16 protein-coding genes are annotated in these 13,602 nt (G+C 61.0%); 13 read left to right on the forward strand and 3 right to left on the reverse strand.

Annotated elements, in window-relative coordinates; translation table 11 throughout:
• The first annotated feature begins 14 nt into the window (after window positions 1-14).
• On the forward strand, window positions 15-1,118 hold the full coding sequence (locus CLU80_RS04005; RefSeq protein ID WP_099756810.1) for a sigma-54 interaction domain-containing protein: 1,104 nt from the start codon (window positions 15-17) through the stop codon (window positions 1,116-1,118).
• Here CLU80_RS04005 and CLU80_RS04010 read toward each other — a convergent pair.
• The gene (locus CLU80_RS04010; protein ID WP_099756811.1) at window positions 1,115-1,468 is read right to left on the reverse strand and encodes an antibiotic biosynthesis monooxygenase; all 354 of its coding nucleotides are present in this window, start codon (window positions 1,466-1,468) and stop codon (window positions 1,115-1,117) included. The genes CLU80_RS04005 and CLU80_RS04010 overlap by 4 nt on opposite strands.
• Before the next feature lie 93 nt (window positions 1,469-1,561).
• Here CLU80_RS04010 and soxR point away from each other — a divergent pair, with 93 nt between their 5' ends.
• From soxR to CLU80_RS04030, 4 genes are all read left to right on the forward strand, one after another.
• Entirely contained in the window at window positions 1,562-2,014 is a 453-nt protein-coding gene (gene soxR / locus CLU80_RS04015) for a redox-sensitive transcriptional activator SoxR (RefSeq protein WP_099756812.1), read from the forward strand.
• Between the two features lie 105 nt (window positions 2,015-2,119).
• Window positions 2,120-2,578, forward strand: a complete 459-nt coding sequence (locus CLU80_RS04020; RefSeq protein WP_099756813.1) for a VOC family protein — start codon at window positions 2,120-2,122, stop codon at window positions 2,576-2,578.
• Window positions 2,579-2,827: 249 nt separating this feature from the next.
• Window positions 2,828-3,703 carry an alpha/beta fold hydrolase gene (locus CLU80_RS04025; RefSeq protein ID WP_099756814.1) on the forward strand — a complete coding sequence of 292 codons (876 nt, stop codon included), beginning with the start codon at window positions 2,828-2,830 and terminating at the stop codon, window positions 3,701-3,703.
• 61 nt (window positions 3,704-3,764) lie between these two features.
• Window positions 3,765-4,679, forward strand: coding sequence for a LysR substrate-binding domain-containing protein (locus CLU80_RS04030; RefSeq protein WP_186620664.1), 915 nt, complete (start codon window positions 3,765-3,767; stop codon window positions 4,677-4,679).
• Between the two features lie 125 nt (window positions 4,680-4,804).
• On the opposite strand, the gene leuD is transcribed toward CLU80_RS04030, so the two are convergent.
• Window positions 4,805-5,419, reverse strand: a complete 615-nt coding sequence (gene leuD, locus CLU80_RS04035) for a 3-isopropylmalate dehydratase small subunit (protein WP_099756815.1) — start codon at window positions 5,417-5,419, stop codon at window positions 4,805-4,807.
• Window positions 5,416-6,834: a 3-isopropylmalate dehydratase large subunit gene (leuC, locus tag CLU80_RS04040; protein ID WP_099756816.1), complete on the reverse strand. Its 1,419-nt coding sequence runs from the start codon at window positions 6,832-6,834 to the stop codon at window positions 5,416-5,418. Before leuC ends, leuD begins: the two co-directional genes overlap by 4 nt.
• A 405-nt stretch (window positions 6,835-7,239) precedes the next feature.
• Here leuC and CLU80_RS04045 point away from each other — a divergent pair, with 405 nt between their 5' ends.
• From CLU80_RS04045 to CLU80_RS04080, 8 genes are read left to right on the forward strand one after another with little or no spacing between them, the layout of a single operon-like run.
• A complete protein-coding gene (locus tag CLU80_RS04045; protein ID WP_095048408.1) occupies window positions 7,240-8,439 on the forward strand; it encodes a PepSY-associated TM helix domain-containing protein in 1,200 nt (399 codons plus the stop codon).
• Window positions 8,436-8,978, forward strand: a complete 543-nt coding sequence (locus CLU80_RS04050) for a PA2404 family protein (RefSeq protein WP_099756817.1) — start codon at window positions 8,436-8,438, stop codon at window positions 8,976-8,978. The genes CLU80_RS04045 and CLU80_RS04050 overlap by 4 nt, the downstream gene beginning before the upstream one ends.
• Complete coding sequence (locus CLU80_RS04055; RefSeq protein WP_093435028.1) at window positions 8,975-9,316, forward strand: hypothetical protein; 342 nt, start codon at window positions 8,975-8,977, stop codon at window positions 9,314-9,316. Before CLU80_RS04050 ends, CLU80_RS04055 begins: the two co-directional genes overlap by 4 nt.
• The gene (locus CLU80_RS04060; protein ID WP_099756818.1) at window positions 9,313-9,888 is read left to right on the forward strand and encodes a DUF6162 family protein; all 576 of its coding nucleotides are present in this window, start codon (window positions 9,313-9,315) and stop codon (window positions 9,886-9,888) included. Before CLU80_RS04055 ends, CLU80_RS04060 begins: the two co-directional genes overlap by 4 nt.
• A gap of 35 nt (window positions 9,889-9,923) precedes the next feature.
• The gene (locus tag CLU80_RS04065) at window positions 9,924-10,853 is read left to right on the forward strand and encodes a metal ABC transporter substrate-binding protein (protein WP_093435032.1); all 930 of its coding nucleotides are present in this window, start codon (window positions 9,924-9,926) and stop codon (window positions 10,851-10,853) included.
• Window positions 10,850-11,710 carry a metal ABC transporter ATP-binding protein gene (locus CLU80_RS04070; protein ID WP_099756819.1) on the forward strand — a complete coding sequence of 287 codons (861 nt, stop codon included), beginning with the start codon at window positions 10,850-10,852 and terminating at the stop codon, window positions 11,708-11,710. Before CLU80_RS04065 ends, CLU80_RS04070 begins: the two co-directional genes overlap by 4 nt.
• Entirely contained in the window at window positions 11,710-12,609 is a 900-nt protein-coding gene (locus CLU80_RS04075; protein ID WP_007917717.1) for a metal ABC transporter permease, read from the forward strand. Before CLU80_RS04070 ends, CLU80_RS04075 begins: the two co-directional genes overlap by 1 nt.
• Window positions 12,610-13,515 (forward strand): metal ABC transporter substrate-binding protein, encoded by a 906-nt coding sequence (locus CLU80_RS04080; protein ID WP_099756820.1) that lies wholly within the window; start codon window positions 12,610-12,612, stop codon window positions 13,513-13,515.
• Window positions 13,516-13,602: the final 87 nt, after the last annotated feature.

Genomic DNA, 13,602 nt, shown 5'->3' on the forward strand with positions numbered 1-13,602 from the left:
AGAAGGACGAGCCCATGCAACTGCTGACCCTACCGCCCTCCCCCGCGCTCGCCACGTCGATCCGCGCCACCGCGCAGGTGTTCGAAGACCCGAAATCCCAGGCCCTGCTCGCGCATTTGCAACAGGTCGCGCCGAGTGAAGCCAGTGTGCTGATCATCGGTGAGACCGGCACCGGCAAAGAGCTGGTAGCGCGGCATATTCATAACCTCAGCAACCGCCGTCATCGGCCGTTTATCGCGGTCAATTGCGGCGCGTTTTCCGAGTCGCTGGTGGAGGCAGAATTGTTCGGTCATGAAAAAGGCGCGTTCACCGGTGCGCTGAGCGCCAAGGCCGGATGGTTCGAGGAAGCGGATGGCGGCACGTTGTTTCTCGATGAGATCGGCGATCTGCCGATGGCGATTCAGGTGAAGTTGCTGCGGGTGTTGCAGGAGCGCGAAGTGGTGCGGCTGGGCTCGCGCAAAAGCATTCCCATCGATGTGCGGGTGCTGGCAGCGACCAACGTGCAGCTGGAGAAGGCCATCAATGCCGGCCATTTCCGCGAGGATCTGTATTACCGCCTCAACGTGGTCAATCTGGAATTGAGCCCGTTGCGTGAGCGTCCCGGCGATATCCTCCCGCTCACGCGCCATTTCATCGAAGCCTACAGCCAGCGCCTCGGTTATGGCCGCGTCAGCATCAGTCCCGGTGCCGAGCACAAACTGCGCGGCTACAGTTGGCCGGGCAACATTCGCGAACTGGAAAACGTCATCCATCACACCCTGCTGATCTGCCGCAATGGCGTGATCGAACGCGATGATCTGCGCCTGTCGAACCTGCGTATCGAGCGCCCGGACGATCATCACAGCAGCGCCGATGATTCACCGGAAGCGTTGCTGGAACAGGCCTTTCAAAAACTGTTCGCGCAACAGGCCGGTGCTTTGCACGAGAAAGTCGAAGACGCCTTGCTGCGCGCGGCGTATCGCTTTTGCCATTACAACCAAGTGCACACCGCCGCGTTGCTCGGTCTGAGTCGCAACGTCACCCGCACGCGACTGATCAAGATCGGCGAACTGGCGGTGAACAAGCGGCGACTCACGGAAAATCTGCAAGGCGAGCGCTTGATCCAGCTGTCGATCTAGCCGACCAGGTGGCAGTGCAGCACATCGTCGTGACTGCGGGCGATGCTGCTCAACACCTGAAACGAATTGAAGGTGATGGTTTTCGCCTGATGGGTGTGAATCAGTTGCCAGAAATCCTGCTCGCCGCTTTCAAAGCTGCGAAACGCCGCCTCCCCCGCCTCGCGGGTCTGCCATTGGAGAAAACTCAGCACGCGCCGGCCGTCATCGCTGGCCTGCACACTGGCACTGACAAAACCGTCGTAGCGCTGAGCCAGACGCTCGGTTTGCCTCGATAGTGCAGTCACCAGCGCAGGTTGTTGGCGTGGTTCGATTTCAAATTCGATCAGTTGGGTAAAACTGCGGTTGTTCATGGAATGCCCCCACTCAGTGTAAGACGAGCCTTGCGACTCGAAGACCTGCAGGGTAAAACCTCTAGTTAAGTCAAGGTCAAGAGCTGTCTGCAGATGATCAGCAAAGAAAATGTGCACAAGCCGTTAACAGTCGGCGAAGTCGCGGCGCGCAGCGGTGTCGCCGTCACCGCCCTGCACTTTTATGAGTCCAAAGGCTTGATCAAGAGCCAGCGCAATGCCGGCAATCAGCGCCGTTATCCGCGGGAAGTGCTGCGCCGGGTGGCGTTGATCAAAGTCGCGCAGCGGCTGGGGATTCCATTGGCGGAGATTGGCGAGGCGCTGAAAATCCTTCCGGATGATCGTGCGCCCAGCGCGGCCGACTGGAAAATCCTCTCGGAGCAATGGCGCCGAGAGTTGGATGAACGGATCGAACAACTGACGCTACTGCGTGACCGGCTCAATGGCTGCATCGGTTGCGGGTGTTTGTCGATGGAGGCTTGCCCGCTGCGCAATCAGGGCGATGTACTCGGCGAACAAGGCCCGGGGCCGCACTTTCCAAAGGATTGACTGCTCGTCGGGCAAAAACCTGCACGGCGAGGACGGTTCTATAGTGAATCTTCCACAAATCCGGTGGAGTCCTGTCCCATAGAACAACAATTCAGGGAGAACGTCATGAGCGTCAAACCCATCCCCGAGGGGTATCACAGCATTACCCCGTATCTCGGCATCCACAAAGCCGCCGAGGCCATCGATTTCTATAAAAAAGCCTTCGGCGCCACCGAAGTCATGCGCCTGGCCATGCCCGACGGCGGCATCGGCCACGCCGAACTGCGCATCGGCGACAGCGCGATCATGCTCGGCTCGCCGTGCGATCATGGACCGTTGAGCAATCCTGATAAAAGCGTGTCAGTTGGTTTGCATCTGTACGTGACCGATGTCGACAAGTCCTTTCAGCGCGCGCTGGACGCGGGGGCGACGACGGTGTCCGAGGTCAAGGATCAGTTTTACGGTGATCGCAGCGGCACGTTGAAGGATCCATATGGGCATCTGTGGTTTCTGGCCTCGCGCAAGGAAGATCTGACTGAAGAACAGATCAAGCAGCGGGCGATGGAGATGTTTCAGCAGGGTTGAGCATTTCAGTGTCTGGACTGGCCTCTTCGCGAGCAGGCTCGCTTCCACAGGGTTTCGCTGGGTGGCATAGATAATCGTCACACCGGAAATTACTGTGGGAGCGAGCTTGCTCGCGAAGGGGCCGGCACCGAAAACACATAACCCCATCAACACACTTCATGAACCTGCCGACCACGCTTTGCCCCTTGCCGCGAACGCCGGACGATTTCAGGATGCAGCCAACCAGAACCCTGAAAAAGGATCAGCCCGATGTTTGCCGGATTCCGCAAAGACCAGCGTCACGTCAACGGCGTCGACATTGCCTACCGCCTCGGCGGCAGCGGCCCGGGCCTGTTGCTGTTGCACGGGCACCCGCAGACCCATGTGATCTGGCACAAGATTGCCGAACAACTGGCCGAACACTTCACCGTGGTCGCCGCCGACCTGCGCGGTTACGGCGACAGCAGTCGCCCGGCCGCTGATGAGCTGCACGCCCATTACTCGAAACGCGAAATGGCCCGCGACAATGTCGAGTTGATGCAGGCGCTGGGCTTCGAGCAGTTTTCGATTCTCGCTCACGACCGTGGCGCGCGGGTCGCCCATCGTCTCGCGCTTGATCACCCGAACGCCGTGCAGCGCATGATGCTGCTCGACATCGCCCCGACCCTGTCGATGTATACGCAAACCAACGAAGCCTTTGCCCGCGCGTATTGGCACTGGTTCTTCCTGATCCGCCCGGCACCACTGCCGGAAACCCTGATCAAAGCGGATCCGGAAGGCTATCTGCGCAGCGTGATGGGCAGCCGCAGCGCAGGACTCAAGCCGTTTACCGATGAAGCCTTTGGCGAATACCTACGCTGCCTGCAACGACCGGGCAGCGCTCGCGGCATCTGCGAAGACTATCGCGCCAGCGCCGGCATCGATCTTGCGCACGATCGCGCCGACATCGCCGCCGGGCATCAGCTGAATCTACCGCTGCGCGTGTTGTGGGGCGCCGAAGGCACGGTCGGACGCTGCTTCGATCCGCTCAAGGAGTGGCAGCAAGTGGCGACCAACGTCAGCGGCCAGGCCTTGCCCGCTGGCCATTACATTGCCGAAGAAACTCCCGAACGGTTGCTCGCCGAAGCATTGGCCTTTTTGCGCTGAGTCGAGCCGCCGGATCTCGGTGCTATGCTGGCGGCTTCTGCCGCCAGTGTTCGTTTTTGACATGTCCCAGAAGAAAGACACCGTGCCCCTGCCCGAAGACCTGCGCGTACTGCTCACCGTAATCCGCAAGAACGGCTTTGCCGCTGCAGCAGATGAACTAGGCCTGTCACCGGCCTACGTCAGCAAACGCATCCAGATTCTCGAAACCACCCTCGGCACGCGTCTGTTGCACCGCACCAGCCGTCGCGTCTCGCTGACCGAGGACGGCGAGCGCGTGCAGCGCTGGGCGTTGCGCATTCTCGATGATTTCCAGCAGTTGCACGATGAACTGTCCGACGCCCACGACAGCCCGCGTGGGCGTTTGCACATTTGCAGCAGTTTCGGTTTCGGTCGCAATCACGTAGCCCCGGCGGTGTCGTTGCTGGCCGAACGTTATCCAGACCTGGAGATTCGCCTCGACCTGTTTGACCGGGTGGTGGACATCATCAACGAAGGCTTCGATCTGGAGATCCGCGTCGGCGATGACCTGCCCGGCCAGCACATCGGTCGACGCCTGGCCAGTAACCGGCGGGTGCTGTGCGCCGCTCCCGGTTATCTGCAACGGCGCGGTACGCCGCAAATGCTGGACGAGTTGCAACAGCACGATTGCCTGGTGATCAAGGAGCGCGACAACGCCTTTGGGATCTGGAATCTGGATCGCGACGGCAGGCAAGAAAGCGTGCGGGTCAGCGGGCCGTTATCGTCAAACAACGGCGAAATCGTTTTGCAATGGGCGCTGGATGGGCGCGGGGTGTTGTTGCGTTCGCTGTGGGATGTGAAGCCGCTACTGGAGCAAGGACGCTTGGTGCAGGTGCTGGACGATTACAGCCAGAGCGCCAATGTCTGGGCGGTGTACCCGACGCGGCTGGCACACTCGGGGAAACTGCGCGCGTGTGTGGAGTTTTTGCAGGCGCATTTCAAAGGATTGTCGCTGTAGCCCAAAACACCACTCCCCCCCTGTAGGAGTGAGCCTGCTCGCGATAGCGGTGAATCAGTCAAAGTGCTGTATCTGACACACCGCTTTCGCGAGCAGGCTCGCTCCCACAAGGGATCAGCGGTGGGTCAGGAGAGCCAAGGGTTGTTGGCCAGATGCTCGCGTTCGAAGGCCTTGATCTGTTCGCGCCGTTGCAGGGTGCTGCCGATGGCATCCAGGCCGAGCAGCAATGCGGTTTTGCGCAGGGTATCAATCTGGAACTCGATCACCGTGCCATCCGCCAGACTGATCTGCTGAGCCTGCAGATCAATAGCGATCCGCGCCGTTTCAGGCTCACTGACAAGTTGTCCGATGCGTTGCACCTGCGCCTCCTCCAGCGTGATCAACAACACCCCGTTACGCTGGCAATTGTCGTAGAAGATCCCGGCAAAACTGCTGCCGATCAATGCGCGGATGCCCATCTGCTGTAAACCCCACACCGCGTGTTCACGGCTGGAACCGCAGCCAAAATTCGCTCCGACTACTAGAAAACTCGCGCCCTGCCATGTCGGTTTGTTCAACACAAAATCGGGATCGGGGCTGCCATCGCGCAGAAACCGCAGATCGAAAAACAGCCCGCGATCGAGTCCTTGGCGATCAATGCCTTTGAGGAATTGCTTGGGCATGATCACGTCCGTGTCGACGTTGGCCGCCAGTAACGGTGCGGCCCGACCGCTGATGTGGGTGAAGGGTTGCAGGCTCATGGGCGTTCTCCAAATTGGCGAATATCGGTGAGTCGACCGCAGATCGCAGCGGCGGCGACCATGGCCGGGCTCATCAAATGAGTACGCGCACCGGCGCCCTGACGGCCTTCGAAATTGCGGTTGGTACTCGACGCGCAGCGGTCGCCGGGCGCAAGTACGTCGTCGTTCATCGCCAGGCACATCGAGCAGCCGGACTGACGCCACTCGAATCCGGCATCGATAAAGATCTGCGCCAGCCCTTCGGCCTCGGCCTGAGCGCGAACTTCGCTGGAGCCGGGGACGATCATCGCCCGCACATGCCCGGCCACGTGTTGACCGTTTACGACGCTGGCGGCATCACGCAGGTCTTCTATCCGCGCGTTGGTGCACGAGCCGATAAAGGCGTGGCTGATAACAATGTCGCTGAGCGCCATACCCGCTTCGAGGCCCATGTAACTGAGGGCACGGCGCATGTCCTGACGCAGGACCGGATCGCTGATCGCTTGCGGATCCGGTACCCGCGCACCGATTGCAGCGGCCTGATCGGGGCTGGTGCCCCAGGTGACCATCGGTTCCAGGACGCTGGCGTCGAGGTGAATCTCGCGGTCAAACCGCGCACCGGGATCACTGCGCAGTTCGCGCCACTTCTTCACGCCTTGTTCCCATAGCTCTCCTTGCGGCGTTCGCGGCTTGCCCTTGAGATAGGCGAAGACTTTGTCATCCGGGGCCATGAATGCGCCGCGCGCACCCGCCTCGACAGCCATGTTGCAAATGGTCATGCGCGCTTCAACGCTGAGGGCATCTATGGTCGAGCCGCAGAATTCGATCGCGTAACCGCTGGCCCCGGAAGCACCGATGCGGCCGATCAGGGCCATGATCACGTCTTTCGAGGTCAAACCCGGCGCCAACCCGCCGTCGACGGTCACGCGCAGGCTTTTCAGACGTTTGTAGACCAGGGTCTGCGAAGCCAGCAGGTGTTCGATCTCGGAGGTGCCGATGCCGAAACCGAAAGCACCGAGTGCGCCATAAGTGGTGGTGTGGCTGTCGCCAGCGGCAATGACCATACCGGGCAGAATAAAGCCCTGCTCGGGGGCGATAACGTGTTCGATGCCCTGACGCTTGTCGAGGATGTCCAGCAACTCGATGCCGAAGTCCCGGCAGTTCTCCGCCAGATACGACACTTGCCGCGCGCCGCCCGCATCGGGCATTGCTGCGATACGCACAGGCGTGGTCGGGTTGACGTGATCGACCACCGCCAGCGCCGTGCCCGGCCGCCAGACATCGCGCCCGGCCGCGCGCAAACCGCTGAAAGCCTGCGGGCTGGTGTATTCGTTGATCACCTGACGATCGATATACAACAGGACATGACCCTGATCGTCGAGGCGGCACACCGTGTGCGAATCGATGTGTTTGTCATAGAGGGTTCTGGCGGTCATCAAGGCGCTCACTCAGAGAAATCAGGTGATTCCCATCATAGGGAGCGCGGGTCGGCCATCAATTGGCAGACAGTGATGGCGTGGATCATGAATCGTGTTTGATCCCTGTACGCAGCAAAGCCCTGTGGGAGCGAGCCTGCTCGCGAAAGCGGTGGATCAGGCAACGGATGAAGTGACTGACCCGGCACCTTCGCGAGCAAGCTCGCTCCCACAAGGTGATTTGTGGTGATCGGGGAATTGGGAAACATTTGCTTTCATATCACCTTTCGGGATTTGTCCCGCTCATTCGTCCTATAGAGATGCAGGCCGTTCGCGTAGGCAAAAGCCACGTTCGGTCTTTCGGGGTCTGCCGTGCTGCGAAGCCCGTAGCCACGCGCCCTTTCACCGCTATCAAGACGCGCAATCATGTCGAAGAAATCCCGCTCCAAACTGTGGTTCCTCGTTCATAGCTGGCTGGCGTTACCGATCTGGTTCTTTGTCCTGATCGTCTGTGTCACCGGCACGCTGGCGGTGGTCAGCCAGGAAATCGTCTGGCTGGCCAACCCGCAGATGCGCGCCAGCCAGCCTGCGGACGATGCGCCGCTGCTCAGCTATGACCAGATCATGGCAGCGATCAAAACAGCCGAACCGCAGACCATCGTTGAAAGCATCAGTCGTCCCGACGAATCCCACTTCGCCCTCGACGTTGCGGTCAGCTATCCGGACGGTCGTTCGCAGACGGTCTACGTCAATCCTTACACCGGGGTGATTCAGGGCCCTGCCCCGACGTTCGATTTCAAGGCCTTCACCCGCGCCCTGCATGGCTGGTGGCTGGTGCCGTTCACCAACGGTTTCAGTTGGGGCTGGTATCTGGTGTCGTTCCTCGGCGTGCCGATGCTGGTGTCGCTGATCACAGGCCTGGTGGTCTACAAGCGCTTCTGGAAAGGTTTTCTGCGTCCGACCCTGCGCGTGCGTCACGGCGCGCGGATCTTCTGGGGTGACTTCCACCGCTTGTGCGGTATCTGGTCGATCTGGTTCATTGCGGTGATTTCCATCACCGGGATCTGGTTTCTGATTCGGGCGATTCTGTTCGACAACCAGATCGCCATTTCCAGCGAGCCGATCATTCCGGCCATGTCCCGCGAGAGCGTGCCGATCTCTGCCGCCGGCACACCGCCGCCACGGATCAGCCTGGACCGTGCCGTCGAGCTCGCGCAAGAGAAGATTCCGGGGCTGGAAGCCAGCTTCGTCAGCCTGCCGGGCAATGCCTACAGCCACATGAGCGTCGGTGGGCGCGGCTGGTATCCGTTGATGTTCCAGACCGCCACGCTCAATCCGTACAACGGCGACATCGCCGCTTCACGGCTTCTGTCCGATCGTTCGTCGCTGGAGTTCGTCACCGAGTCCATGCGGCCACTGCACACCGGCGACTTCGGCGGCATCTGGATCAAGCTGATCTGGTTCTTCTTCGGTTTGATCCTGAGCATGATGATCCTCAGCGGCTTGTTGATCTGGACCAAACGCACCGCGCTGGCCACCGCCAACGCGTTGAAGCGCGAAGACAAGAAACACCGCCTCAAGGCACAACCGGCGATGAGCCGTGAAACCTCGGAGGCCAGCCTGTGAGCAAATCCATCACCAAGGCACAGCCTTCTCGACTCGCGCGTTTCTGGCACACATGGCGCTTCCACATCAATGTCCTGCTGCTGTTGATCCCGCTGGGGTTCATGCCCAAATACTTCGCCGACGCCTCGCTGTTTCGCGGTGACAGCGGCCTGGGCCAACATGTAATCGGCAATATCCAGGTTGGCCCGTGGAGCCTGCGCCTGGCCGAACTGCGCAACGAAGCGCCGGTGCTCACTGGCCCGGCCGGCTACATGAAAGACTTCAGCGCGGCCCTGTGCGATGCCTGTGTCGAGCAGGTCAAGGCCACCTACCTGCGCATCGGCAAGCCACGCAGCCTGCGCGCCGCCGGTACGATTTTCTTCGGCACGCCTTACCGCATGGGCACGCAGATGCCGATCCCGGAGAAGACCAGACCCGACGCCGAACTGTGGATCACCATGGAAGGCTGGGACGGCAGCATGCATCAGGCTTCGATTCCCCTGAGTCAGGCCTCCCCCGCCACCTTCGCCTGGCTGAACAAACAAGGAGTCAAACCATGACGTGTTCCCAACGCTCTTCCCGCCTGCGCTTGAAGGCCGCGCTGCTGGTGCTGTGCGCCGGTTTCAGCGCCAGTGCGCTGGCCCACAATCCGATGTGCGAATGCACCGCCATCGACGCCGAACAGATCAAATGCACCGGCGGGTTCTCCGACGGCAGCGGTGCGCCGGGGGTGACCCTCGATGTGATCGGTTACGACGAAACCATTCTGGTGCCGGGCAAGCTCGGCGCCGATTCCACACTGACGTTCAAGAAACCCGGCAGCGAATTTTACGTGCTGTTCGACGCGGGCCCGGGCCACGTGGTGGAAATCGACCAAGCGGATATCGAAGCCCCATGAGTACGCCCACCAGCCAAATCGTGCGCCCGGCCGGTGCCGGTCATGAAACCCTCAATGTGCTGCTGTTGTGCCTGTTGATCCTCGCGGTCGCCGGTTCCGTGGTCGCGTGGCGCGGGGTTTCCCATGAGCCCGAGCCAGTGGCGACTCACCAGCTCGACGCACGCCGCGACCTCAGTGCTGCCGAGCAAGGCATCTATGCCGACCTGCGGGTGACCCTCGATGAAATCCGCTTGCTGCGCGAGGAACAACAAGCCCTGCCGACGCCGCAGAATCTGGCCGACGAAGGGTTTGCGCCATTTGCCCAGGATGCGAGTTCGGTCAGCCGCGGTGGTCATGCCTGGCAATTGCTGGCGGACGCCGCGTATTTCGGCCAAAGCCAGAATCCGGCCGTCGCCGGTTCGTTTGTGATGCTGCTCAGCGCCGACGACAAGGCTGCGCCGGACATCTGGCTCAGCCGCGATGCTGCCGCTCAAGCCCCGGCGCAACTCACTGCGGCGGCGCTGTCCGCTGCTGGCTGGAAACAGATCATCGCACAATACGATGCCGGGGTTACCCGCGAACATCGCCATTGATTCCTCGCCCTCCTCCGAGAGAAGACCGCTTGCCCATGTCTATTTCATCGCCACGCCGTCCATTGTTACGCCTCTTTTTATTGGGCCTGTGTGCCTGCCTGCTGAGCCCGTTGGCCAGTGCCGATCAGGCCAAACGCCTGCGCATCGGCATCACCCTGCACCCTTACTACAGCTATGTGGCCAACATCGTCGGCGACAAGGCCGAGGTGGTGCCGCTGATCCCGGCCGGTTTCAACCCGCATGCCTACGAGCCACGGGCCGAAGACATCAAACGCATCAGCGGGCTGGATGTGATCGTGCTCAACGGCGTTGGCCATGACGACTTCGCCGACCGCATGATCGCCGCCAGCGAAACGCCAAACATCAAAACCATCGAAGCCAACGAAAACGTGCCGTTGCTGGCGGCCACCGGGGTTGCCGCGCGCGGGGCCGGCAAAGTGGTGAACCCGCACACGTTCCTGTCGATCAGCGCTTCCATTGCCCAGGTCAACAACATTGCCCGCGAACTGGGCAAACTCGATCCAGACAACGCCAAGACCTACACCCAGAACGCCCGCGCCTACGGCAAACGCCTGCGGCAGATGCGCGCCGACGCCCTGGCAAAACTGACGCAAGCGCCGAACGCGGAACTGCGCGTGGCCACGGTGCACGCGGCTTACGACTATCTGCTGCGTGAGTTCGGCCTGGAAGTGACCGCCGTGGTCGAGCCGGCCCACGGTATCGAGCCGAGCCCAAGCCAGTTGAAGAAGACCATCGACCAGTTGCGTGAACTGGACGTGAAAGTGATCTTCTCGGAGATGGATTTCCCGTCCACTTACGTCGACACCATTCAGCGTGAGTCTGGCGTCAAGCTGTATCCGCTGTCGCACATTTCCTACGGCGAGTACACCGCCGACAAGTACGAAAAGGAAATGACCGGCAACCTCAACACCGTGGTGCGGGCGATTCAGGAGTCTGGCGCATGACTTCCAGAGAAACGATCTCGACCGAACTCCAGTCCCCTGTGGGAGCGAGCCTGCTCGCGAAGGCGCCGGATCAGCCAACATCTGTATTGAATGACACGCCGCATTCGCGAGCAGGTCGAATCGTCGCACCGTCGCTCCCACAGACCTGCGGGCCGACGCTGGATTTTGCGGAGGTTTGTCTGACGCTGGGGCGCACGACGATTTTGGATAACGTCACCTTCCAGGTGCAGCCCGGCAGCGTACATGCCCTGGTCGGCCCAAACGGTGGCGGCAAGAGTTCGCTGATCAAGACCCTGCTCGGGCAAATGCCCCATCAGGGCCAGCTCAGCCTGCAATGGCCCGGCGAACCCGGCACCATCGGTTATGTACCGCAGGCGCTGGAATTCGATCGCGGTCTGCCGATGACCGTCGACGATTTCATGGCTGCCATGTGCCAGCGACGTCCGGCGTTTCTCGGTTTGAGCAAGCGTTACGCCGGCGCCATTGGTGAAGCGCTGGAACGCGTCGGCATGCAAGACAAACGCAAGCGCCGCATGGGTGCGCTGTCTGGCGGTGAGCGGCAGCGGGTGCTACTCGCCCAAGGGCTGATCCCGGCGCCGCAATTGCTGGTGCTGGATGAGCCGATGTCGGCCCTCGATGAAGCCGGGATTCAGGTATTCGAACGTCTGCTCGGCGATTGGCGTGCAGCGGGCATCACCGTTCTCTGGATCGAGCACGATCTGGAAGGGGTCGGGCGTCTGGCCAGCCGTGTCACGGGTCTAAACCGCCGCGTGCTGTTCGATGCCTCACCGCAAGAGGCGCTGACCCCGGAACGTCTGCTGACCTTGTTCTCGACCCATCCACGGAGCGCTGCCTGATGAGTTACGAAGCCTTTCGTTTGATGGTGCAAGGCTGGGCCTCGTCTGGTTATCTGCCGGAAGCGCTGGCCTACGGTTTTGTGGTCAATGCGTTGCTTGCCGGCCTGTTGATCGGCCCGGTACTCGGCGGCCTTGGCACGCTGGTAGTGGTCAAGCGCTTCGCGTTTTTTTCCGAAGCGGTGGGCCATGCGGCGCTCACCGGTGTAGCCATCGGCATTCTGCTCGGCGAGCCTTACACCGGGCCCTACGGCAGCCTGTTCGGCTACTGCCTGCTGTTCGGCATCCTGCTCAATTACCTGCGCAACCGTACCGGTCTGGCACCGGACACTTTGATCGGCGTATTCCTCTCGGTGTCACTGGCACTGGGCGCGAGTCTGCTGCTGATTCTCGCGGGCAAGATCAACGTGCACATTCTCGAGAACGTGCTGTTCGGTTCGGTACTCACGGTTAACGGCAACGATCTGGCGGTATTGGCCATCGTCGGTTCGCTGGTCATGGCCCTGGCCCTGCCGCTGTACAACCGCATCATGCTCGCCAGTTTCAACCCGCAACTGGCGGCGGTGCGCGGGGTGGCGGTGAAGACTCTGGACTATCTGTTCGTGATTCTGGTGACGCTGATCACCGTCGCTGCGGTGAAAGTCATCGGCGCGATTCTGGTCGGCGCGCTGCTGGTGATTCCAGCGGCGGCGGCACGTTTGCTCAGCCAGTCGCTCAAGGGCTTCTTCTGGTGCTCGGTGTTGATCGCCACGGTCAGCACACTGTGCGGGATCCTCGCGCCGATCGTGTTTGATCTGCCGATCCCGTCCGGCGCCGCGATCATTCTGGTCGCCGGCATAGCCTTCGCCCTCGCCGCCATCGCGCGCGGGGTTGTCCCGAGCCTGAAAGGGAATCTTGGATAAATGACTTTTTCACTGCGCAAACTGACCCTGGCCATGACCCTGAGCAGCGTGATCTGCACGCCGTTGATGGCCGCCGAAAACACTAAACCGCTGCGAGTGCTGGCCTCGTTGCCGATCACGTATGGCTTGGGCGAAGTGCTGCTCAAAGGCACTGACGTCCAGCTTGAACGTGCGGCACCGGCGAACTTGCCGGGCAGCCGGCAGAACGCTTATTTCACCGGGCGCGGTGCACCGGCGCTGAGTAAGTTGGCGACGAGCGCCGATGCGGTGATTGGCGTGCGCTCGCTGTGGGCCGATGATTCGTTGTACCCGATCGCCCGTCGCAGCAATATTCGCATCGTTGAAGTCGACGCGGCGCGCCCGGTCGACGGCGCCCTGCCGGGCATTGCCGTGCAACCGGATCTGAAGGTTGATGGTTTGAACAGCCAGCCATGGCTGGCGAGCAACAACATGGGGCGCATGGCGGACGTGATGGCGGCGGATCTGGTGCGCCTGGCACCTAGCGCCAAGCCTGCGATCGAGGCGAATCTGGCGACGTTGAAGCAGCGTTTGCTGAAGCTCAGCGCCGACAGCGAGGCGCGGTTGGCGAGTGCCGACAATCTGAGTGTGATGAGTTTGAGTGATCACTTTGGTTATCTGATCGGTAGTCTGAATCTGGAGCTGGTTGGCCAGGATCCACGCCCTGATGCGGAATGGACGCCGCAGGATCTGAAAAAACTGACGGCGACGCTCAAGGACAATGATGTGGCGGTGGTGCTGCATCATCGTCAGCCATCGGAGGCGCTGAAAGCGGCAATTGTCGAGTCAGGCAGTCGTTTGGTGGTGTTGAGTACCGATGCGGTAGATCCGGTGACGGAGCTGGAGGGCAATGTTGATTTGCTGCTCAAGGGCTTGAGCGGGGCTTAGTTTCAGCCTGCTCGCGATGAGGCCAGCCCAGCAAACACAAACCCAAGGAATGAAAAAACCCGCTGACTGTTTCCAGTCCAGCGGGTT

Source organism: Pseudomonas sp. 29, assembly GCF_002754355.1.
GTDB lineage: Bacteria > Pseudomonadota > Gammaproteobacteria > Pseudomonadales > Pseudomonadaceae > Aquipseudomonas > Aquipseudomonas neuropathica.